Here is a 22,563-nt window from a genome sequence, read left to right as displayed (position 1 = left end):
ATCTGTTCATGGGAAATCGACTATCAAAAATTGCAACCCGAACTGGTGATGCCGGTATGACTGGCCTTGGTGACGGTAGCCGAGTTGAAAAAGATCATTTACGCATCTGTGCGATGGGGGATGTGGATGAGCTCAACTCCCAAATTGGGGTTTTGATGACCGAAGATCTCCCTCCATCAATTGCTTCTGATCTTCAGGCATTACTCCTGCGAGTCCAGCATGATTTATTTGATTTGGGTGGAGAGCTTTGTATTCCTAATTACACCCTATTAAAAATTGAGCAAGTCGAACAGCTCGATACTTGGTTAGCTCACTACAACGCCAATCTGCCTCCGCTAAAAGAATTTATCTTGCCAGGAGGAAGCCGTGCAGCGGCACAAGCGCATGTCTGTCGAACGGTTTGTCGACGTGCTGAACGCTCCATTGTTAAATTAGGTTGGGTCGATCCAATAGCTGATTCCCCACGTCAATACGTTAATCGTTTATCCGATCTTCTCTTTGTGCTTGCCCGAGTTTTAAACCAGGCTACTGGTGGTCAAGACGTGCTGTGGAAGAATCAAAACAAAGCACAAGACAACTAGAAAGAAAAAACGCGGCTTGAAGCCGCGTTCCTAATAAATAAAACATAACTAGGCGCGCCGCCGCTTGCGAACGGCTTGGGCAAGACGTTCAAGCACCTTCACAGAATCATCCCAGTTAATGCAGGCATCGGTAATACTCTTGCCATATTCCAGCTGTTTTGGATCATCCTTGCCAGGTGTGAACTTCTGAGCGCCGGCGTTTAGATGGCTTTCAATCATCACCCCAAAAATTTTACGGGATCCACGCTCGATTTGTTCAGCAACATTATTAGCAACATCGATTTGCCGTTGATGCTGTTTACTTGAATTGGCATGCGATAGATCAACCATCAAAGAGGCTGGTAACTTTGCAGCTTCTAGTTCAGCACACGCTGCCTCAACATACGTTGCTTCGTAATTGGGTTCTTTGCCACCGCGCAGAATCACGTGACAGTCTTTATTACCCTTAGTTTCAACGATTGCAACCTGACCATTTTTATGCACCGATAAAAAATGATGTGGCCGATGCGCTGCTTGAATCGCATCGGTCGCAATTTTGATATTGCCATCAGTGCCATTTTTAAATCCGATTGGCGCAGATAGTCCAGAACTCAGTTCGCGATGCACTTGACTCTCTGTCGTTCTGGCGCCGATTGCACCCCAGGAAATTAGATCGGCAATGTATTGAGGCGAGATCACATCCAGGAACTCACTACCGGCTGGCATGCCCAAGCGATTAATTTCCATGAGCACTTGGCGCGCAATACGCAGACCTTCTTCAATCTTAAAACTCTCATCGAGATAGGGGTCGTTGATGAGTCCCTTCCAGCCAACCGTCGTGCGGGGTTTCTCGAAATAGACGCGCATGACAATTTCTAGATCATCCGCTAAGCGAGTGCGCTCTTTCATAAGACGCTGGCAATACTCTAATGCTGCGGAAGGATCATGGATTGAGCAAGGGCCAATAATTACTAAGAGGCGATCATCTTTGCCATGAATTAGGTTCCGTATTTTGTCCCGAGTACGCCCGATTAATTTTTCAGTTGGAGTACCTACGATTGGAAAAAACCGAATCAAATGCTCAGGGGGCGGTAAAACAGTAATGTTACCGACACGTTGATCATCGGTCGCAGAGGTTTTATCTAAGCTTGCGTACCAGTTTTCTTGGGGGGTATGGGGTTTTGTACTCATACCCTCTATTCTAAAGCCTGATAGAAGTCAATGCGCTCTAATAGAAGCGTATGCAAATCAAGCTGTGCCCCCAACGGTCATTTCATCAATGCGCAAGGTTGGCTGACCCACGCCAACCGGGACACTTTGTCCCTCTTTGCCACATACGCCCACTCCACTATCTAGACGAAGGTCATTACCGATCATGCTCACTTGCTTTAAGGATTCTGGGCCATTACCAATAATGGTCGCCCCTTTGACAGGGTATTGGATCTTGCCCTTTTCCACCCAATAGGCCACCGAGGCAGAGAATACAAATTTGCCACTCGTGATATCGACCTGTCCACCCCCAAAGTTCACGGCATAGAGACCACGATCAATACTGGCCACAATTTCTTCTGGATCATAGTGACCGGATAGCATGTAGGTGTTCGTCATGCGGGGTAGGGGCAGTGAGGCAAAGCTCTCACGCCGTCCATTGCCTGTCAGCGGCATTCCCATCAAGCGCGCATTAAGACTGTCTTGAATGTAGCCTTTTAAAACACCATCTTCAATCAGGGTGGTGCACTGCGTGGGCGTGCCCTCATCATCCATATTGAGTGAGCCGCGTCGTCCACTGAGTGTTCCATCATCAACCACCGTGACACCCTTGGCAGCCACCCGCTGACCAATGCGTCCAGAAAACGCAGAGGATCCTTTACGATTAAAGTCCCCTTCGAGGCCGTGACCAATGGCTTCGTGAAGCAGTACGCCAGGCCAGCCCGGGCCCATGACAACGGTCATTGGACCAGCAGGTGCTGGACGTGAATCAAGATTCAGAAGAGCTTGATCAACCGCTTCATCGACCCACTGATCGATGCGCTGGGTATCAAAAAAACCGTAGTCGGCACGTGCTCCACCGCCGGCAGAGCCCGACTCTCGGCGACCGTTTTGCTCAGCAATGACATGGATGGAGACGCGCACGAGCGGTCGAATATCGGCGGCTAATAAGCCATTCGAGCGGGCCACCATGACAACATCAAATTCACCCGCAAGGCTAGCCATGACTTGGATGATGCGTGGGTCACGGGCCTTCGCGCGCTGCTCAATCCCCTCTAAGAGCGCAATCTTTTCTGGAGGCGTTAATGAGTCCAAAGGGTTGAGGGCACTGTATAGAGCTGGGTTGGTGTGCGTCGATGCCGAGAGCGGGGCGCGGACGTTGACTTTGCCACCCTTGGCGCCAATCACTCGAGTAGCATGCGCCGCCTTTAATAAAGCCTCAGAGCTAATCACATCCGAGTAGGCAAATGCTGTTTTATCGCCTGAGATCGCGCGAATACCAACACCTTGATCAATATTGAAACTACCGGATTTGACAATCCCTTCTTCTAAACTCCATTGCTCACTGCGCGTGTGTTGAAAATACAAATCCGCATCATCTAAGCGATGTGCATGCATCACCCCAAACAGTTGATCAAGGTCAGAAGGACTCAGGCCATTAGGCTTTAGTAAAAAAGAATGGGCAATATCGAGAGCCTCTTGCGGGCTTGCTGATGTTGCAATATGTGGGATAGCAAGTGAGTTCATGGTAGTTTTCAGACAAGCTTACGATGTTTTAGGGCGGGCAGCCTAGAGCGCACCTCCGCGAGTACAGTTAAGTCTAGCTCGCCGAGCACGCAGCCTTCTCCAGTGGCAAGTTCAGAGACGATCTTGCCCCAAGGGTCGACCAGCATGGATTGACCCCAAGTGCGGCGTTGATTTTGATGAAGGCCACCTTGGGCGGATGCCAGAAAATAGCATTGGTTTTCAATGGCCCGGGCGCGCAGCAAAATCTCCCAATGGTCCTTGCCGGTCGTATGCGTAAATGCAGCTGGAATTACCTGGCAGTCAACCTCGACTTGCTGTCGATATAACTCTGGGAAACGAAGGTCATAGCAAATGCTTAAACCAAACACCCACTCATTACCCTCATGCAAAATGCGAACTGTTATGGTTTGATTACCCGCTTCAATCGTTTCAGATTCTTGGTAGCGCTCATGCGACGTCTGAAAACCAAATAGATGAATCTTGTCATAACGAGCAATGCACTGACCCTCTGGATTAAATACTAAGCTTGCATTTAGAACCTTGAGTGGATCGCTTGCCTCGAGCGGGATGGTGCCAGCAATCAAAAAGACGTGATACTTTTGCGCAAAGCCTTGAAGCGCATCTTGAATGGGACCATGGCCAAAGGGCTCACGCACTTTGACTTTATCGGTATCGGCAAGACCCATTAGGCAAAAATATTCAGGCAGCGCAATGACTACCGCACCCTGGTCAGATGCATTTTTGATTAGTCGTTCAGCCGTGCGCAGATTGTCTGCCAAATTCGCAGATGAAATCATCTGAATTGCTGCCACCGTTAATTTATTTGCCATACCACTGAATACTAAAGCTTTAGTCGCTAATTGGCAGGTGCTGGAGTGCTTGGGGCAGGTTTTGTCTGGGTTGGAGGCATCTTTTGCTCGCGTAGCAGATTTCGAGAGCGAATGGTCTCGAGCACCTTTGGATCTAAAGGCTGGCCATTTTGGTCCAGTGGGATTACATCAGGCTTATCCCAGCTTCCCTGCACTAGGTAATCGGTCTGGAGTGTGCGATTTAATTGATTGCTAATTAAGTACTGACCAATGAGGGCGCTCGCTCCAATGATTGGATTGACTGCAAAGAGAGCAAGAGCACCAGCGGTTGCATCAATGGTTGGGAAGATGGTAATTCGTAAATCTTGGGTTTGCTTGGGAATATTCACGAGACCACTGGTGGCAACGCGAGCTTGATTGAGTTGCATCGTGAAATTCTGCGTTCGGGCAATACCGTTGCGCAAAATAAAGTCACCGGAAAGAGTGTTGAAGGCGGTTCCCGAGGTCACTACATTGCCAAGGCTGCCTTGAATGTCAAAGGTTGCGAATTTTAATAAGCTTTGCAAACTAAACACCCCAATAATTTTGGCAAAACCCGAGTCCACCTGAAGTAAGCGACCATTTTCTAGATTGATCTTCACATTGCCAGCCAGAGTATCAAAGGAAGGATCATAGGGAGGGCCGCTCCAATCCAATTTGGCATTGATTGTTCCCTTCCCACCTTCAACTGCTTTGGGATTGCCCCAATAGGCAACCACGGTTCCCAGATCCTTAACCTGTGATGTCGTATCGATGATGACGCGCTCATTATTGCCTTGGGCATCGCTTGTCCATTCGCCAGTGACCGTAGATGACGAACTTGGATTGTTAATTTTGAGACTCTCAATCGTGATGCGGTTTGTGCTATTTCGTGTCTTAATTGCGATCGCACCCGGTTTGTATTGATTGAAATTAAAGTCATCAATACTTAAATCAAGCTCAGGAATTGCAGTGAGCGATATCTCCTTGTCAGATGACGCTCTTGAATTCACCGGATTTGGTAATTTTGGAGGAATGTGCAAACGAAGCAATTTACCTTTTAAAAGATCGGCTTTTTCTCTCTCTTGATACTGAACATCGCCCTCAAGGTTGGGGGACTTTAAATTGACCTGCCATGCATTGCCCCCTAATTTGGCGCTTACAGCAAGATTGGGCCATGCGCGATTCATGGCAATCGCTTGATTGATGCGCGCTGTAAACACCTGAAGGCCATCAGCGTTATTCGTGGAGCCGGCCATGTTGGCAGCATCGGGTTTGCTATTTACTCCATCGTTTGAAAATAACAGGCGGTGCCAAGCATCAATATTGAGATCGTTTGCTTGCACATTGAGACCCAAACCACGTTCAGGGATGATGGCCGCAGCCCCCATCCCAATTCCTTGCGCAACAATGCCGTCTGCACCTTGTTTTCCTTGTAGCGTGATTGTTTTCCCAATTTGTGCTGACCATTGAGCGATTCGTTTGGGCGCCCCCTCACTAGCGTTCGACTGATATCGAAAAACCCCATTTAGTTTGTTTCCCTTCTTGATGCTTAGAGGTTCCGGAAGGGTGGTGCTTAGACCATTGAAATCTAAGTCGAGATTGAGATCCGTTGTGTTGCTGGTAATACCCAGCTTCCCTTTAAATCCAGCCTTACCATCCAATGCTTTCAAGAGTTGCAGAGATTGACGACCCACTTGATTGGCGTAGTGACGTTCAAGGCGGTCAAGATCAATTGTGCCATTGAGATCGTAGAGATCTTGTTTGGTTTGAGATTGCACCGTGCTTTGTCGAATGTTGACAGTGCCTCCAAAGAATTCAGCGCTTACCTGCTCAAAGCGGGGCAAGTCTTCGGTGATGCGAACAGTCCCTCGTACCTGATTAAATGGGGCAAGATCAGACCAAATGACGACATTGTTATCTAAGCTCAGTAAAGCGTTTAATTTGAGGTCATCCGTGTTTTGAAGAGGCAAAAGCATCTCTAAATCAAGTTTTGCGGGCCCCGATAATTTCAGACTTTTTGCTAATTCTGGACGAGTGAGAAGAACCGGTGTTGTTCTAAGATAGTCCATCATTTGATTGATCGGGCCCGTAATGTTTCCTTTGAGATTGAGGACAGGCTTTGCGCTAGAAACATTTGGAATTTCTGCATTGACATTTTGAATTTGCAGACCTTGGTAGCGAGCATCCTTGATGGCCACCATCAGTTTGGCTTGCTGCATAGAAACAACACCATTTACTTCCGTGAATTCAGGCCAAGCGCCTTTTGCAGATGGGAATAGAGGGGCTGGTCGAAAAACCGTTTGAGAAATCGGTAGATTTAATGCGAATTCGCCGGTGCCTGGAACATCATAAGGTGCCAAATTGGGATCCCCCTTCATTCTGAGGCGCCCGTTGCTAATGTCTCCAGCAATAAATGCTTTTTCAATATAGCTGCGTGCATCTTTTGACATTTCTGCAGGGAGATAGCGGTAGATTGTTTGCGCCTTTCCTCTAGGAAACTGAATATTGAGATCCAAAGTATCAGGCGCCTTCTCTTTGCCAATTAGGTAATTGCCATTCGCAATTAATGCGATATCCGGATTGTTGACCGAGAGCTGATCAAACCCAATTTGCCATTGCTTATTTTTTAATGACCAATTTAGTATTCCACTTGCGCTATCGAACTGCAAACGCGGCTCTGCTAAAAAATCAGCAATCACTAACCCTAAATTTTTTGAGTTCAGTTTGATGCTGCCTTGGTTTTGATTGGTGGTAATCGTGCCGCTTAAATTGGCAATGCTTGGGATAGTGTCCCGGTAAGCTTTGATGCCTACCTGATTAAGGGTGCCGGTAATGCTAAATTTCGGCCCTTGGCCGCTTAAGAGCCCACCAATCAGGGGAATATTGGATTTTGGTTCAGCCCAGGTGATTTCGACATCGATCAGATCACCACGCGGTTCGGTTTGCTCTAAGACCTGACGGATTCGATTGGGAATGGGCAGATTCATCGCAAACAGACTGAGGTTCTCAAGACTAATTTTTGCCGAGGAGAACGCAAACTTTTCCAGCTCGCCATCACGCTTGGGAGCCTGCCAGCCAATCGTCATGGGCGCCAGAGATTCCATCGGGGTTCCGGGCTTTTGATTCTTATTTAACCAGGCAAAGCGTTGTACGCCCAGCGAAATAAACTTCCCTGATGTGAATTGCTTTGCTTCCATTTCTAGGCGTCCAAATTCAAGCGCCTGATTGCTTTTTGATTGTTGAAAAACGGGCTGCTCGATCGCAAGTTTGAACTGTCCGCCATCAGGGATGCCCTTATTTAGGGCAATCGATCCCGAGGAGCTCAAAACTCCGCTTAGCTGTTTAAAGGGAATCTCAAAATCCCGGCTAAATTGCCCAAGATCAAGTTGCTCAACTTTCCACTGAAAGTCACCAATCCAATCCCGCCAATAGCCTGCTTGCCCGCCGAGACGATGAGAAAATTTTCCGAAGAGAGTTAGGGTGCCTTGATGCCATGGACTATCAATAGCGGCATCAAGTTCATGCTGCCGAATTCCATTTCGTAGTTGCATGGACTCGATGCGTAGATCTGCGGCATCTGCTTTGGACTTTGAGAAATCCTTCCAAAGAATATTGATATTAGAAATCTTTAAATCATCTTGTTTAAATAGCCAATTTTCGAGATGGAAATCATCGCTGCCATCACCCGCAAGAATGCCAGCCACATACAAACGTTTTTGCGAGTCACGTGTCACTTGAATTACTGCATCACTAGCGTGTAATTTCGTGAAATAGGGTTTGAGGTGATAAAACGATGACCAACTGAGTTCCCCTCGGATCTCAGCAATCTTCAGATGTGGTTTATTTGAGATGGCAGACGGATTACGTTTGGCATCAACCACAAATTCTAGGTCGCGAATATCAAAGACTGGACGGATCCCTTGCCAGTAGACATTGAGTTCATTGATTTTGACCTCAACGCCAATGCGCTGTGATAGTAACTTTTCGACAGCCGGTTTTGAGGTTTCAAGTTGCGGCCAAATGATGAATCGGATCACCAGATGCCCAAGAATCATGAGTCCGACTGTAATGAGAGCCAAAATTGCCAGACGGCGCGACCAACGTGACCATGAGGTGGCGTCGGGCCGCATCCTGAGGAGGTCTTTGAGGCGTAACGGATACTTTTTTTCGGTCATTGTTAGCCATTATCCGACACCCTCAATTGATTGGGCTAGTAGCGATTAAGATAAGGTATGGTTTCCAATCAAGACGCCCTTTCTTTTCTGGAGAAAAACTCCGTCTATGCAAATCGCTGGCTAAGTGCCCACGCGGATTGGCGCGCTTGGCTAGAGGAGCGCATACATACGCCGGTCGATGCCACGCAAATCGATGAGCTGCTCCTACCAATCAGCCAGGCTCTCGATCGTCAGGAGTTGGATGAGGCAGCACTTATGAGTGAGCTGCGGCTGGTTCGTCAACAGTTGATGCTTTGGATTGGTTGCCGAGACCTTAATGGACTGGCCCCTTTATTAGAGGTGACCCAGGCGCTCAGCTATTTTGCGGAGCAAGTACTTGGGCTAGTCGTGCGTTATCTTCGTACGGATCTCCAAGAGCGGTTTGGCCTACCTTGGGCTTGGACCGAAAACTACGAGCTGCCACTCATAATTGTGGGGATGGGGAAATTGGGTGGTCGAGAACTCAATCTTTCCTCGGATATTGATCTGATCTTCTTATACGAGGAAGAAGGCGAGACCCACTATGGGGCAAGCTCGATTTCAAACCACGAGTGGTTTACGAAGCTAGGCCGGCGCCTCATCAAAATGATTTCTGAGCATGATGCCCATGGATTTGTGTTCCGGGTGGATATGCGCTTACGACCTAATGGGGATTCTGGGCCCTTGGTTTGCAGTCTAGAAATGCTCGAAGAGTATTTGTTTGTGCAAGGGCGTGAATGGGAGCGTTACGCGTGGATTAAAGGCCGCATGATTTATCCGCCCATATCGCACCCTGATTATGTTCGATGCGAGAAGGGGCTTGAGCAAATTATTCGGCCATTTGTTTATCGTCGCCATTTGGATTACGGTGTGATTGCAGCCATTCGGGAGTTGCACGCGCAAATTCAGCGAGAGGCGGATAAGCGGAGTAATCAACGCAGCGGTCGATCACGCGATATTAAGTTAGGTCGGGGTGGAATCCGTGAAATTGAGTTTTTAGCCCAGATGTTTCAATTAATGCGCGGTGGTACCGATCCGCGCTTACGAATTCGTCCAACCCTTGAGGTCTTAGATCGACTGCAAGAGGGTGGACTGATGAGCGCAGAAGAAATTGAAGCGCTCAAATCTGCTTATGTGTTTCTGAGGCGTTTAGAGCATCGCATCCAGATTTGGGAAGACCAGCAGACCCATTATTTACCTGAGCAGGATGATGCGAGAGCGCAGTTGGCGCAAGCCATAGCTGGACCGAACCAAGAAGGGCGTCTCGAAGAGTTTATGCAAACGCTCACCGAGCATCAAAATCAGGTGGCACGTTATTTTGAAAAGGCGTTTGCCTTGGACGAAAGCGCCCGTTTGCAAATTGATGCAAACGACGCAACCTGGCAACCCAATGCTGCTTTATTTCCGAAGGCCAATGAGCGGTGGAGTGCCTGGCAGGAAAGCTCCCGCGCCAAATCACTGCCAGAGAAAAGTCGACTCACGATACGAAGTTTATTAAAAAAGGCCGCGAACGATATCGAGGCTGACCATCCAGACGATGCGGATCAAACCCTCTTGCGATTTTTTGATCTCCTGGAAGCGATTTGTCGTCGCAGCGCCTATCTATCGATTTTGGCTGAGAACTCCAATGCTTTGCAAAAAGTATTGATGCTCCTCAATGCCTCGCAATGGGCTGCTCAATATTTAGCAAGGCACCCTCATTTATTGGACGATCTGTTATCGGCCAATGCGCAATCTGAGTTGATTCATGATCCTGAGAGCTATTGGTGCAAAGTAAAGGCAAATCTTGATCTGCGTTTGGATGACGCCCTTGCGGATGGGGCGAGCCCAGATCATGCCATGGATATCCTGCGGGTAACGCATCACACCGAAACTTTTTTAATTCTTCTAGCTGATTTAGGAATTGGTGCTCCTGAAGGTCTGAGTACTGAGCGGGTGAGTGATCGCTTATCCGCGCTGGCCGATTTGATACTGCAGGCAACCTATGAACGCGTTTGGCCAGCGGTTGCGGAGAAGTTTGGTCTCAGTCCTCAACATCTACCACCATTTGCAGTGATTGCCTATGGCAAGTTGGGAGGAAAAGAGTTGGGCTATGCCTCCGATCTCGACCTAGTCTTTTTGTATGACGCATCGCCGACGGACTATGCAGCTCAGGAGATTTATTCGGTGTTAGGTAAGCGCATGATTAATTGGCTAACGACCTTAACTGCTGCCGGCACTCTATTTGAAATTGATACGCGCCTGCGCCCTAATGGAGCCGCAGGATTTTTGGTGACCAGCCTTGACTCTTTTCGACGCTATCAATTACGCGAAGGCGATAATGCTGCCTGGATTTGGGAGCATCAAGCCATTTCTCGGGCGCGGTTTGCTGCGGGCGATCCAAAGGTAGGAGCTCAATTTGAAGAGATACGCAAAGAAGTTCTCGCCCACGAACGAAATCATTCCGATCTCAAACATGAAATTATTGAGATGCGCCATAAGGTCCATGCCGGCCATCCCAATCCATCGACTGATTTTGATCTCAAGCACGATCCCGGTGGTATGGTGGATATTGAATTCATCGTTCAGTATTTAGTTTTGGCTTACGCTCGCAGGCACCCTGACTTATTGGGCAACTTAGGCAATATTGCCCTTTTAGGGATTGCCGCAAAACACCAGTTGATCTCTGAGATGGATGCGCTTGAAATCGGGAATGCTTACCGTATGTTCCGGGCCCAACAACATCGATTACGTCTGGACGGAGCTGAAAAAATTCGGGTATCCATCCATGAGCACCCTGATTTTGCCAAAGCAAGGGCGTGTGTGACAAAACTTTGGGAGCTAGTCTTTGGCGCTCCCTCGCAACCGGCTTAATTGATTTTAGGTTTGTCCTAGTAATTCTCTGGCGTGTCGCCGCGTGGTGTCAGTAATCGTTGTGCCACCGAGCATCCGAGCGATTTCTTCAATGCGTTCTTGACGACCTAAACTCTTTACATCGGAATGGGTTTTGCCATCCAATGCTTCTTTGCGAACCTTGAAATGATGATCGCCTTGAGCGGCCACTTGGGCTAGATGGGTGACACACAGGATTTGGTGGGACTGACCCAGTTGCCTCAAAAGTTCGCCAACCGTCTGTGCCACTGCTCCACCAATACCTGAATCTACTTCATCAAAGATCAGGGTTGGGGTAAAGCTCGCCTTACTGGTAATGACGCTAATGGCTAAGCTAATTCGTGCTAACTCTCCCCCAGAAGCAACCTTGGCTAGAGGTTTTGGGGTGCTGCCGCTATGAGCAGCGATCAGAAACTCAATTTGATCGATTCCATGACGACTGGCTTCGCTTGGGCTGACAAGGACCTGCAGCTGACCCCCTGCCATTGCGAGGTGTTGCATCGCATCGCTAACGGCTTGGCTAAGCTCTGCGGCTGCCTGATGACGACGCTTTGATAATTCCTTAGCAAGTTTTAGAAATTCAGCCTCTTGAACCTTGAATTTTTGACGCAAAGAATCGATATCTTGTGCTGCCGTGAACGCCGCCAATTTTTCTTGAGAGCTGCTCCAAAGTTCTGGTAATTGCTCGGGATTAACTTTGTATTTGCGAGCCGCGGTATGGAGGGCCTGCATTCGGGCTTCGAGCTCTGCAAGGCGATCTGGATCTAAATCCATTTTTTGTCGGTATCGATTTAATCCATGAATCGCCTCGTCAATCTGAATTTGAGCGTGACTGAGGCTTTCATTAATCTCATTCAAATTGGGATCATGCTTTACTAAATCATCAATCGCATGCTGCACCCGATGAAGTTGCGACTCAATGGAATGCTCAGCATCACTTAGGCCATCAATCGCGAGCTCAACCCCTTGAATAATCTTGGCAGCATTGGCCAGTCGAGCATGCGCTGTTTGGATTTCTCCCCATTCGTTTGCTTGTGGTGCAATTTCATTGAGTTCATCAAGTTGCCATTGAAGACGCTCTTGCTCGCGCTGTAAATCAGCGCCCGCTGCTTCGGCTTGTTGCAATTGCTTGGCGGTGGCATTCATGGATTGATAGGTTTGCGCCACAATTGCTGCTTGGTCTTGAAGATTGGCGTGTCGATCGAGGAGCTCGCGTTGTGCACCGGTCTTGAGAAGGAGTTGATGGGCGTGTTGCCCATGAATATCAACAAGACGTTCACCCAGTTCGCGTAATTGATTTAATGAGGCCGCGCCACCATTGATGTAGGCCTTGCTGCGACCCGAATGATCCATGCTGCGTTTAATCACAATGCGATGGTCGTCCTCAAGCGGGAAGTCCGCCGCGCGCAGCCATTCAGCAATTTCCTCCTGTAGACTCTCTTCGACCTGAAAAATAGCAGCGATCTCTGCGCGTTGGCAGCCCTCACGAATTTGACTGGTATCGGCACGCTCGCCCAGGGCGAGGGCGAGGGCATCGAGCAAAATTGATTTACCTGCGCCAGTCTCGCCAGTTAAAACACTAAAACCCGAGCCAAAATCAAGTTCGAGGTGATCCACAATCACAAAATCACGCAATGCTAATGATTGAAGCATGTTGATTTGCCCAGATTAAAACGTGGAAGGATACTCGTTCCAGTGCAACTTTTCTCTTAGGGTTTGGTAGTCACTGTGCCCCAGTGGGTGTAGGAGGGAGATGGATTTGTTCGAGCGCTTTACCTCAACCCGATCACCGATTTGTAATTTGGTTAATGATTGCATATCAAAGTTCACAATCACCTCTCGCCCGCCGGCAACTTCGATGGTAATTTGAGATTCTTGAGCCAATACGATGGGTCGATTGGAGAGGGCATGGGGAGCGATTGGTACCAGCACAATGCCTGGAACTCGGGGATGCAAAATGGGACCACCTGCTGAGAGGGCGTATGCGGTTGAGCCGGTTGGGGTGGACACAATTAGGCCATCGGAGCGCTGGTTGTACATGAAGGAGCCGTTGACATGCACCTTTAGCTCCACCATCCCTGAGAGTCCTGAACGATTCACGACAACATCGTTTAAAGCTAAACCCCGATGAATCTCTTGATCGTTACGCCATACAGTAGCCTCTAGAAGCGATCGTTCATCGATTTCATAATGGCCATCAATGATGGGCGGTAGGACCGTTTTGGCATCCTCAAACGGGATGTCGGTCATGTAACCCAAGCGCCCCATATTGATTCCCAAGAGTGGCACCCCCGTCCCGGCAATTTGACGACCAATGCCGAGCATGGTGCCATCACCCCCCAAAATAACCGCCAAATCGGTGGATTTCTGGAAATCCTGGAGTTGGATGATCTGCAAATTGGTCTTCGGCAAATGGGTGGCCGTGGACGCTTCAATGCTGAGCTCGCAGCCATGATTGGTGAGGATTTGGGCTAATTCGTGTAAATGCTGCCCAATACCGTCTGCTTGGTGCTTACCCACGAGGGTTACGCGCCTAAACTTCTTCTGCAGGGGTGTGCTTGATGGGCTTAACATATGACGATTAAACCATAGGCATAAAATTACTCCAATCATGGATGATCGCTCAAAAGTTCTGCTTAAAACCTTAATCGAGAGATATATTGAAGAAGGCCAGCCAGTAGGCTCGCGGACCCTGTCACGCTTTTCAGGATTGGATCTCTCGGCAGCGACGATTCGGAATGTGATGGCCGATCTTGAGGACCTTGGTTTGGTGACCAGTCCTCATACCTCGGCCGGACGCATTCCAACCCCTCGGGGCTACCGTTTGTTTGTCGACACAATGTTGACCATTCGGCCTCTAGAGGAGGTGGCCTCTAAACAGGTTGAGCAATCCCTATATCCCGATGCTCCCCAAAAGGTGATAAGTTCTGCAGCCCAGCTGTTATCTAATCTGACGCATTTTGCTGGCGTGGTCATGACCCCGAAGCGCTCTCAGATCTTTAAGCACATTGAGTTTTTGCGCCTTGGTGAAGGCAAGATTTTGTTAATTTTGGTGACCCCCGAAGGGGATGTGCAAAATCGCATCTTGCCGACCAATCAAGATTACAGTCCCGCACAGCTGACCGAGGCAAGTAATTTCATTAATGCTCATTTTTCAGGAAAGAGTTTTTCGGAGGTCCGCAGTCGCTTACGAGCAGAGCTGGATCATTTGCGTGGCGACATTGCTGGATTAATGGCACTTGCCCTCGAGAATGGTGTGAGCGATACAGGTTTAAATCACCCCGATATGGTGATTTCTGGAGAGCGCCACTTATTGGATGTGGGTGAGCTGAGCTCCAATCTAAGCAAATTGCGCAAAATGTTCGATATGTTGGAGCAAAAATCCCTGCTCATGCAATTATTGGACGTATCAAGCCATGCCGATGGCATTCAGATCTTCATTGGTGGCGAAAGTGAGCTATTGCCCTATGAGGATTTGGCGGTGATCAGTGCTCCGTATAGTGTGGATGGACAAGTAGTGGGAACACTCGGCGTGATTGGGCCCACTCGAATGGCGTATGATCGCGTGATTCCGATTGTGGATATCACCTCGAAGCTATTAAGCGGGGCCCTGAGCTCCCCTTAATGATTGGATCACTTTGAAAACGAACCCTCATTTAAGAACCTCCCGAACTGGCGTTTTGTTGATTAATCTGGGCACCCCAGAGGCGCCCACGCGCGCGGCGGTGAAAACCTACTTAAAGCAATTTTTGTCGGACCCTCGGGTGGTTGAAATTCCGCGCTTGATATGGTGGTTCATTTTGCATGGAATTATTTTGCCGATTCGCAGCGGCGCCTCGGCCAAGAAATACGCCTCGATTTGGCTAAAAGAGGGTTCTCCCTTGCTGGTTTATTCGCAGGCGCAGGCTCAAGGATTGCGGGATCGCTTCGCGGGCAAGGATTCCAATGTGATCGTGGATCTGGCGATGCGTTACGGTAAACCATCTATTCCTGAAGTGCTCAAACGTTTTCAGGAGGCAAATGTTGAGCGTCTATTGGTACTGCCTTTGTACCCTCAATATTCAGCGACCACGAGCGCCTCTAGTTTTGATGAGGTGTTCTCGGTCCTTAAAACATGGCGCAATCAACCCGAACTCCGAATCGTGAAGCATTACCATGATCACGGCTCTTACATTGAGTCGCTACGTCAGCAGATTGAGGCGTATTGGGCGCAACATGGTCGACCCGATTTTTCAAAGGGCGCCAAACTCATTATGTCTTTTCATGGCCTGCCCAAACGAAATTTGATGCAAGGCGATCCCTATCATTGCGAATGTTTGAAATCAGGCCGCTTGCTAGGAGAGGCACTGGGTTTGGAGCCAGCCCATTACCGAGTGACCTTTCAGTCCCGCTTTGGTCGCGCTGAATGGTTAAAGCCTTACACCGCTTTAACCATTGAGGAACTTGGGAAGGCAGGCTGCCCGCAAATGGATATTGTTTGTCCTGGTTTCCCGGCAGACTGTTTAGAGACTTTGGAAGAAATTGCCATGGAGGGTCAGGAGATTTTTCATGAGCATGGTGGCGAAGAGTATCGTTACATCCCATGTTTGAATGACGATACTAATTTCATTTCAGCTTTACACACAATTGCTTTAGAGCATATGCATGGCTGGTCAAAAGAGCTTGAGTCCCCTGTAGTTTTGGAGGTACGCAATCAGCGTGCGCAGGTAGCAGAAGCCGCGATTACTACTGGATAACGCTAGCCCCTTGAAATGGGTGATCATGAACCCCATATAAAATGCAGAAAACAAGGCGGAACGACTATGAGTGATCACAAATCTGAGCAGCAAGTAGCTGATAACACAACATCCGAAGTGAACGAACAGCCTCCCCTGAGCATCGAAGAGGAGCTAGCAGAACTCAAGACCAAGCTTGCTGAAATGCAAGATAACTTCTTGCGTGCCAAGGCGGAGGGCGAGAATATTCGGCGTCGCGCTGCTGAAGACATTGCAAAAGCCCACAAATTTGCCATAGAAAATTTTGCCGAGCACTTGATTCCAGTCAGCGATAGCTTATATGCCGCTTTAGCCACCGAGGCTGGCGATGCAAAAGCCTTTAAGGAGGGTCTTGAGATCACCTTAAAGCAACTCATTGCCGCCTTCGAAAAAGGCCGCTTGGTTGAGATTAACCCTGAGCCTGGCGCTAAGTTTGACCCGCACCAGCATCAAGCAATTTCTATGGTCCCATCAGACCAAGAGCCCAACACAGTGGTCTCGGTCTTGCAAAGAGGCTTTTTGATCGCCGATAGAGTATTAAGACCAGCATTGGTCACTGTTAGCCAAGCAAAATAAGTTAGGGCCAATCATTTCAAGGACTTAGAGCCCTTGAAATTACCGAACTTGCCCCCATCTAGTCATTATTCGAAACAACGCCTTACCATCATTTGGAGCCATTATGGGAAAAATTATTGGAATTGACCTAGGAACAACTAACTCCTGCGTCGCAGTTATTGAGAACAACGCCCCGAAAGTCATTGAAAATGCCGAGGGCGCTAGAACCACTCCATCCATCATTGCGTATATGGAAGACGGAGAGGTATTGGTTGGTGCGCCCGCTAAGCGACAGTCAGTCACTAACCCTAAAAATACCATCTATGCCGTCAAGCGCTTAATAGGACGCAAATTTACTGATGCAGAAGTGCAAAAAGATATTGGCCTAATGCCTTACAGCATCATTGCCGCAGACAATGGCGATGCATGGGTATCGGTGCGCGACAAGAAAATTGCCCCTCAGCAGGTATCAGCCGAAGTCTTGCGCAAAATGAAAAAGACTGCCGAAGATTATTTGGGCGAAGAGGTCACCGAGGCCGTGATTACGGTGCCTGCTTACTTTAATGATAGTCAGCGTCAAGCCACGAAAGATGCTGGTCGGATTGCTGGTTTGGAAGTCAAGCGCATCATTAATGAGCCTACCGCTGCTGCTCTAGCATTTGGATTGGATAAGCAAGACAAGACCGATCGCAAGATCGCTGTTTATGACTTGGGCGGTGGCACCTTCGACGTTTCAATTATTGAAATCGCGAATGTGGATGGAGAAAAACAGTTTGAAGTGTTATCAACCAATGGGGATACTTTTTTAGGCGGTGAAGACTTTGACCAGCGCATCATTGATTGGATCATTGCCGAGTTCAAGAAAGAACAGGGCGTTGATTTGAGTAAAGATGTCTTGGCATTGCAGCGCCTAAAAGATGCTGCTGAGAAAGCTAAGATTGAGCTGTCTTCCTCCCAGCAAACCGAAATCAACTTGCCTTATGTAACGGCCGACGCAAGTGGTCCGAAGCATTTGAACCTGAAGTTGACTCGCTCTAAATTGGAGTCTTTGGTTGAAGAGTTGATTACTCGTACCATGGGTCCATGCCAAGTGGCGATGAAAGATGCAGGGGTTTCTGCAGCAGATATTGATGATGTCATCCTAGTGGGTGGCCAAACTCGTATGCCGAAGGTACAAGAGCAAGTTAAGGCCATCTTTGGTAAAGAGCCCCGCAAAGACGTGAATCCCGATGAGGCGGTTGCGGTTGGTGCCGCGATTCAGGGATCGGTATTGGCCGGTGATCGTAAGGATGTCTTGTTACTTGATGTCACACCGCTATCGTTGGGTATTGAGACCTTGGGTGGTGTGATGACCAAGATGATCCCCAAAAATACGACGATTCCGACCAAGCACGCCCAAGTGTTTTCAACGGCTGAAGACAATCAGCCAGCGGTGACTATCAAGTGCTTCCAGGGTGAGCGTGAGATGGCCAGTGCTAATAAATTGCTTGGCGAGTTTAATTTGGAAGGTATTCCGCCATCACCCCGTGGCTTGCCACAAATTGAGGTGACCTTTGATATCGATGCCAACGGAATCTTGCACGTCACTGCTAAAGACAAAGCGTCTGGCAAAGAGAACAAGATCACCATCAAGGCAAACTCAGGCCTCTCTGAGGATGAGATTCAGCGGATGGTGAAGGATGCCGAAGCCAATGCTGAGGAAGATCGTAAATTGCTTGAGCTGGTCACCGTCCGAAATGCAGCCGATGCCTTAGCGCACTCGACCAAGAAAGCGCTTAATGAACATGGCGCAAGTCTGGACGCTTCTGAGAAGAGTGCAATTGAAGCGGCATTGAAAGAGTTAGAAGAAGCCATCAAGGGAAGTGATAAAGCAGCGATTGAGTCTAAAACGGAAGCATTGGCAAAGGCCAGTCAGAAGCTTGGCGAGAAAGCCTATGCTGCCGAGCAAGCAAAGGCTAACCCAGGCGCTGCTAATCCAGCAGGTGAGGCGAAAGCCAATAATGACGCTGAAGTAGTCGACGCTGACTTTAAGGAAGTGGATGACAAGAAGTAATTCTTAAAAAAGAATGATGCAAATTGGTGAGTCGGCCTTGTGCCGACTTCGCCTTTTGGGCCAAGAATAAGGAATGGGTTGTGGCAACTGGTAAACGTGATTTTTATGAAGTGCTAGGGGTTGGTAAAAATGCCAGCGATGAGGAGCTTAAAAAGGCTTATCGCAAATTAGCCATGAAATACCATCCTGATCGCAACCCTGATAATCCATCTGCCGAGGCAAAGTTCAAAGAGGCCAAGGAAGCCTACGAGACACTGGCGGACCCCCAAAAGCGCAATGCGTACGATCAGTACGGCCATGCTGGCGTTGACCCTAGCATGGGTGGATTTGGAGGCACTGCAGGGGGTTTTGCTGACGCCTTTGGCGATATCTTTGGCGATATCTTTGGTCAAGGAAGAAGTTCTGGTCCTCAGGTTTATAAGGGCGCCGACCTGCGCTACAACATGGAGATTACCCTCGAGCAAGCCGCTGAGGGTTACACCACCCAAATTCGAGTACCCAGCTGGAGTAATTGCAAAACCTGTAGCGGTTCTGGTGCTGAGCCAGGTTCAAAGATTGAGGAATGCCCAACCTGTGATGGCCGCGGTCAAGTCCGGATCGCTCAAGGCTTTTTCTCAATGCAACAAACGTGTCCAAAGTGTCGTGGGACTGGCCAATACATACCGAAGCCTTGTAAGACCTGCCATGGCAGCGGCAAGCTTAAAGAGCAAAAGACGCTTGAAATTAAGATCCCGGCCGGTATCGATGACGGTATGCGGGTGCGCTCCGTTGGTAATGGCGAGCCTGGGATTAACGGTGGTCCTTCGGGCGATCTCTACGTCGAAGTGCATGTCAAAGAGCACCCTGTATTTGAGCGCGATGGCAGCGATTTGCATATTCAAATGCCTGTTTCATTTGCGACCGCCACCTTGGGTGGTGATATTGAAGTCCCAACACTTGGTGGCAGAGTTGAGCTGACGATCCCTGAGGGAACTCAAACCGGCAAAACCTTCCGTCTGCGCGGCAAAGGAATTAAACAGTTGCGTTCTTCCCTATTGGGCGATTTGTATGTGCATGTCTTGCTTGAAACCCCAGTGAAGTTATCGGAGGAACAAAAATCATTGCTCTCTCAATTTGATGAGTCACTTCGAAGCGGTGGTAAAAAACACAGCCCCCAGCAAGAGGGTTGGTTTGATCGAATGAAGAGTTTTTTTAATTAAGAGGCAAAGCAGTGCTCAGGTCCGGGAAATTTTCCGGACTTGACTTCACGAACATAGGCTTTAATCGCCGCCTCAATCGAGTTGCTGCCGGCCATAAAGTCTTTCACAAACTTTGGCGCTTTTCCAGGACTAATTCCGAGTAGATCTGGCAGTACTAAAACTTGTCCGGAGCAATTTGGCCCTGCTCCAATCCCAATCGTCGGAATGTGGAGTGATTGGGTAATTTTTTCTCCGAGCGCCGATGGGATCGCCTCTAAGACAAGCATTTGAGCGCCTGCGGCTTGGCAGGCATGGGCTTGTTCAAACATCAGAGCGCTGGCATCTTTTGACTTGCCTTGGACTTTATAACCACCCAGCAAGTGCACAGACTGAGGTAATAGCCCCAGGTGAGCGCAAACTGGAACACTGCGCTCGACTAAAAATTGAATGATATCGACCTGCCAACCGCCACCTTCAAGCTTCACCATGTCAGCGCCAGCGCGCATCAGCTCAGCGGCGGATTCCAGTGCTTGCACGGGATCTCCATAGCTTGCAAATGGTAGATCGGCAATCAAGAATGCATGGTGATTGGCACGGGCAACGCATTGCGTGTGATAGGCCATTTCCTCAACGGTGACCGGAGTAGTGCTGCTGTGACCTTGGATCACATTGCCAAGCGAGTCTCCAATCAGAATCACTTCAACTCCACAGCGATTGAGAAGGGCACTCATGGTGGAATCGTATGCAGTAAGAACCGCAATTTTCTCGCCATCGGCATGCATGGCCAATAACTTCGTGATCGTGATTGGCTTATCGCCTTGTAAATAACTCATAAAGCAATTTTAAGCCTAATGCAGCTGTTGGTCGCAATCGCAGTGTTTGCAAGTGATGCGGGTGATGCGTTGGTGCGCAATATTCGGTAAAAGATTTTTTAAGGGGCCGTGGTTGGGTAAGAAAAAATCGGGGCAGATTTCAAGTAAAGGAAGGATCACAAATGAGCGTTCGGCAATGCGTGGGTGGGGAATGGTGAGCTCAGAGTGATTTTGCTCGATGCCTTCATAAAACAAAATATCGAGATCAAGGGTTCGGGGCGCATTCGCATAAGGACGTTCGCGACCAAACTGATGCTCGATCGATTGGCAGACATACAAAAGTCCATAGGGATTGAGTTCAGTATCAATTTCGACAACCGCATTGATGTAATCACCACCTACAGCATTCACAGGCGCACTTTGATAAAAGCAGCTTTTGTTAACGATATGAATTTGAATATGCTGCGCAAGGCAGACAATTGCATCGGTGATGCTCTGCCGAGCATCGCCAATGTTGCCACCAAATCCAATAAAGGCCTGCGCCATGAGTTCCCTACTAAGAATATGCGCTTACTTTACTGAAAATTAGTTAACTTTGCTTGGCGTCATTTGGTCCAGAATCAGGGGGAGCATTCAGGTTTAGCTTTGGCTTTTTTGGCCTGCGGCGCCTGTTCCTATTTGGGTTAGCTGGGGTTTTGCCAGAGGCCAAATCGTCAAGCTTGGCGCTTGCCAGCAAGGCTTCTCGTTCGGGTAAATCCGCATGATAAAAGTCTGTCCACCATTGCCCAAGGCTGGGTTTGCAGTACCCTGTTTGGCTGCGTAGAAGCATGAAGTCGTAGCCAGCCCGAAAGCGCGGAACCTCCAGCAGTCGCTCGGGGTAGCGCCCCACTCGTTTTTCAAAACGCGGTTGCATGGTCCAGATATCCCGCATATCACCCTCATGGCGGCGTTGAATGGTGATGCCGGTATGTGATGGGGCAACAACCGTATCAATTGCAGCATGGAGCGCTGCTACCGCTGGCATCCCAGTATTTCGAAGTACTTGCCACTCCTTCTCCAGATCAGGCCAAAGCAGGGCTGCAAACAGAAAACCCGGGGAAACCGATTTGCCCATTTGAATTCGTTCATCGGTATTGCGTAGGGCCTGTTCAATAAATTGAGCGGCTTGCGCATCTTCCAGTGCACGATCCATAAATGGCAAAAGCCCATGGTGCAAGTTTGCATGACGCAATGCCTGGATTCCAGCCCAAGCATGCCCCGACATGAGTAATTTCAAAATCTCATCGAATAGGCGAGCGCTTGGCACGTCATGGATTAATTGGCTAAGCTCATGAATCGGTGCGAGAGTCTTAGGTTCAATCTGGAAGCCTGTTTTTGCGGCAAAGCGAATCGCTCGCAACATACGGACCGGATCTTCACGGTAACGCTTTGTTGGGTTTCCGATCATACGAATCGTTTTAGAGCGGATATCCTCCATGCCACCGTGATAATCGAGCACCGTTTCTGTGCTGGGGTCGTAATACATTGCATTGATCGTAAAGTCACGGCGGGCAGCGTCTTCGGCATGCGTGCCCCAAACGTTGTCACGCAGAATGCGACCGCTCTCGGCAATATGCTCGCCCACGCTTTCTAATACGGCTCGAAAGGTAGAGACTTCAATGATTTCAGGACGCTCTTTACCAAAATAAGTGACATGCACAATCTGAAAGCGACGCCCAATCAAGCGTGAGCGCCTAAATAATTTTTGGACTTGTTCGGGGGTGGCATTCGTTGCCACATCAAAGTCCTTTGGGGCGATCCCCAAAACAAGATCACGAACTGCCCCACCCACGATATAAGCTTTATAGCCTCCCTGCTGTAGGGTATGAGTGACCTTGACCGCATTTTTTGAAAGCAAGGCAGGATCGATGCGATGGGTTTTCTTAGAAACCTTATGAGCTACTAGGGTGGCCCCAGATTGATCCGACTTTGGACGGGGGCCTCGACGCAATAAGCGATCGATGAATTTAGTGATCATGAGG

At 48.8% G+C, this 22,563-nt stretch carries 16 protein-coding genes; 7 read left to right on the top strand and 9 right to left on the bottom strand.

Annotation, left to right across the window (positions count from 1 at the left end; all coding sequences use genetic code 11):
• Positions 1–8 precede the first annotated feature (8 nt).
• Positions 9–581, top strand: a complete 573-nt coding sequence (locus QUE61_RS07900; protein ID WP_286306689.1) for a cob(I)yrinic acid a,c-diamide adenosyltransferase — start codon at positions 9–11, stop codon at positions 579–581.
• 48 nt (positions 582–629) lie between these two features.
• On the opposite strand, the gene QUE61_RS07895 is transcribed toward QUE61_RS07900, so the two are convergent.
• The 4 genes from QUE61_RS07895 to QUE61_RS07880 are packed head-to-tail and all read right to left on the bottom strand — an operon-like array spanning position 630 to position 8,301.
• The gene (locus QUE61_RS07895) at positions 630–1,751 is read right to left on the bottom strand and encodes a 3-deoxy-7-phosphoheptulonate synthase (protein ID WP_286306688.1); all 1,122 of its coding nucleotides are present in this window, start codon (positions 1,749–1,751) and stop codon (positions 630–632) included.
• Between the two features lie 57 nt (positions 1,752–1,808).
• Complete coding sequence (gene tldD / locus QUE61_RS07890) at positions 1,809–3,296, bottom strand: metalloprotease TldD (RefSeq protein WP_286306687.1); 1,488 nt, start codon at positions 3,294–3,296, stop codon at positions 1,809–1,811.
• Positions 3,297–3,304: 8 nt separating this feature from the next.
• The gene (locus QUE61_RS07885) at positions 3,305–4,126 is read right to left on the bottom strand and encodes a carbon-nitrogen hydrolase family protein (RefSeq protein ID WP_286306686.1); all 822 of its coding nucleotides are present in this window, start codon (positions 4,124–4,126) and stop codon (positions 3,305–3,307) included.
• A 26-nt stretch (positions 4,127–4,152) separates the two neighbouring features.
• Positions 4,153–8,301, bottom strand: coding sequence for a YhdP family protein (locus tag QUE61_RS07880; protein ID WP_286306685.1), 4,149 nt, complete (start codon positions 8,299–8,301; stop codon positions 4,153–4,155).
• A 57-nt stretch (positions 8,302–8,358) separates the two neighbouring features.
• On the opposite strand from QUE61_RS07880, the gene glnE reads away from it, so the two are divergent.
• Positions 8,359–11,172: a bifunctional [glutamate--ammonia ligase]-adenylyl-L-tyrosine phosphorylase/[glutamate--ammonia-ligase] adenylyltransferase gene (gene glnE, locus QUE61_RS07875; RefSeq protein ID WP_286306684.1), complete on the top strand. Its 2,814-nt coding sequence runs from the start codon at positions 8,359–8,361 to the stop codon at positions 11,170–11,172.
• 6 nt (positions 11,173–11,178) lie between these two features.
• Here glnE and recN read toward each other — a convergent pair whose 3' ends face one another.
• Complete coding sequence (recN, locus tag QUE61_RS07870) at positions 11,179–12,843, bottom strand: DNA repair protein RecN (RefSeq protein ID WP_286306682.1); 1,665 nt, start codon at positions 12,841–12,843, stop codon at positions 11,179–11,181.
• A 15-nt stretch (positions 12,844–12,858) separates the two neighbouring features.
• Positions 12,859–13,764, bottom strand: a complete 906-nt coding sequence (locus QUE61_RS07865; RefSeq protein ID WP_286306681.1) for an NAD kinase — start codon at positions 13,762–13,764, stop codon at positions 12,859–12,861.
• A 34-nt stretch (positions 13,765–13,798) separates the two neighbouring features.
• Here QUE61_RS07865 and hrcA point away from each other — a divergent pair, with 34 nt between their 5' ends.
• From hrcA to dnaJ, 5 genes are all read left to right on the top strand, one after another.
• On the top strand, positions 13,799–14,815 hold the full coding sequence (hrcA, locus tag QUE61_RS07860; RefSeq protein WP_286308336.1) for a heat-inducible transcriptional repressor HrcA: 1,017 nt from the start codon (positions 13,799–13,801) through the stop codon (positions 14,813–14,815).
• Between the two features lie 7 nt (positions 14,816–14,822).
• The gene (gene hemH / locus QUE61_RS07855; protein ID WP_458574737.1) at positions 14,823–15,926 is read left to right on the top strand and encodes a ferrochelatase; all 1,104 of its coding nucleotides are present in this window, start codon (positions 14,823–14,825) and stop codon (positions 15,924–15,926) included.
• Positions 15,927–15,992: 66 nt separating this feature from the next.
• Positions 15,993–16,520, top strand: coding sequence for a nucleotide exchange factor GrpE (gene grpE, locus QUE61_RS07850; protein ID WP_286306680.1), 528 nt, complete (start codon positions 15,993–15,995; stop codon positions 16,518–16,520).
• A 103-nt stretch (positions 16,521–16,623) separates the two neighbouring features.
• Complete coding sequence (dnaK, locus tag QUE61_RS07845; RefSeq protein WP_286306679.1) at positions 16,624–18,552, top strand: molecular chaperone DnaK; 1,929 nt, start codon at positions 16,624–16,626, stop codon at positions 18,550–18,552.
• Between the two features lie 80 nt (positions 18,553–18,632).
• Positions 18,633–19,751, top strand: coding sequence for a molecular chaperone DnaJ (gene dnaJ / locus QUE61_RS07840; RefSeq protein ID WP_286306678.1), 1,119 nt, complete (start codon positions 18,633–18,635; stop codon positions 19,749–19,751).
• Here dnaJ and panB read toward each other — a convergent pair.
• From panB to pcnB, 3 genes are read right to left on the bottom strand one after another with little or no spacing between them, the layout of a single operon-like run.
• Positions 19,748–20,563 carry a 3-methyl-2-oxobutanoate hydroxymethyltransferase gene (gene panB, locus QUE61_RS07835; protein WP_286306677.1) on the bottom strand — a complete coding sequence of 272 codons (816 nt, stop codon included), beginning with the start codon at positions 20,561–20,563 and terminating at the stop codon, positions 19,748–19,750. The two genes, dnaJ and panB, sit on opposite strands and share 4 nt — an antisense overlap.
• A 15-nt stretch (positions 20,564–20,578) precedes the next feature.
• Entirely contained in the window at positions 20,579–21,088 is a 510-nt protein-coding gene (gene folK, locus QUE61_RS07830; protein WP_286306676.1) for a 2-amino-4-hydroxy-6-hydroxymethyldihydropteridine diphosphokinase, read from the bottom strand.
• Positions 21,089–21,131: 43 nt separating this feature from the next.
• The gene (gene pcnB, locus QUE61_RS07825; protein ID WP_286306675.1) at positions 21,132–22,559 is read right to left on the bottom strand and encodes a polynucleotide adenylyltransferase PcnB; all 1,428 of its coding nucleotides are present in this window, start codon (positions 22,557–22,559) and stop codon (positions 21,132–21,134) included.
• Positions 22,560–22,563: the final 4 nt, after the last annotated feature.

Source organism: Polynucleobacter sp. HIN5 (genome assembly GCF_030297555.1).
Lineage (GTDB): Bacteria > Pseudomonadota > Gammaproteobacteria > Burkholderiales > Burkholderiaceae > Polynucleobacter.
Note: the sequence above shows the minus strand (reverse complement) of the source record. Positions and strands in the feature narration are given on the sequence as shown.

What these genes read in the sequence shown, in the direction of transcription:
- QUE61_RS07900 (WP_286306689.1), top strand. Translation starts at nt 9, where the DNA reads ATGGGAAATCGACTATCAAAAATTGCAACCCGAACTGGTGATGCCGGT.
- QUE61_RS07895 (WP_286306688.1), bottom strand. Translation starts at nt 1,751, where the DNA reads ATGAGTACAAAACCCCATACCCCCCAAGAAAACTGGTACGCAAGCTTA.
- tldD (WP_286306687.1), bottom strand. Translation starts at nt 3,296, where the DNA reads ATGAACTCACTTGCTATCCCACATATTGCAACATCAGCAAGCCCGCAA.
- QUE61_RS07885 (WP_286306686.1), bottom strand. Translation starts at nt 4,126, where the DNA reads ATGGCAAATAAATTAACGGTGGCAGCAATTCAGATGATTTCATCTGCG.
- QUE61_RS07880 (WP_286306685.1), bottom strand. Translation starts at nt 8,301, where the DNA reads ATGACCGAAAAAAAGTATCCGTTACGCCTCAAAGACCTCCTCAGGATG.
- glnE (WP_286306684.1), top strand. Translation starts at nt 8,359, where the DNA reads ATGGTTTCCAATCAAGACGCCCTTTCTTTTCTGGAGAAAAACTCCGTC.
- recN (WP_286306682.1), bottom strand. Translation starts at nt 12,843, where the DNA reads ATGCTTCAATCATTAGCATTGCGTGATTTTGTGATTGTGGATCACCTC.
- QUE61_RS07865 (WP_286306681.1), bottom strand. Translation starts at nt 13,764, where the DNA reads ATGTTAAGCCCATCAAGCACACCCCTGCAGAAGAAGTTTAGGCGCGTA.
- grpE (WP_286306680.1), top strand. Translation starts at nt 15,993, where the DNA reads ATGAGTGATCACAAATCTGAGCAGCAAGTAGCTGATAACACAACATCC.
- dnaK (WP_286306679.1), top strand. Translation starts at nt 16,624, where the DNA reads ATGGGAAAAATTATTGGAATTGACCTAGGAACAACTAACTCCTGCGTC.
- panB (WP_286306677.1), bottom strand. Translation starts at nt 20,563, where the DNA reads ATGAGTTATTTACAAGGCGATAAGCCAATCACGATCACGAAGTTATTG.
- folK (WP_286306676.1), bottom strand. Translation starts at nt 21,088, where the DNA reads ATGGCGCAGGCCTTTATTGGATTTGGTGGCAACATTGGCGATGCTCGG.
- pcnB (WP_286306675.1), bottom strand. Translation starts at nt 22,559, where the DNA reads ATGATCACTAAATTCATCGATCGCTTATTGCGTCGAGGCCCCCGTCCA.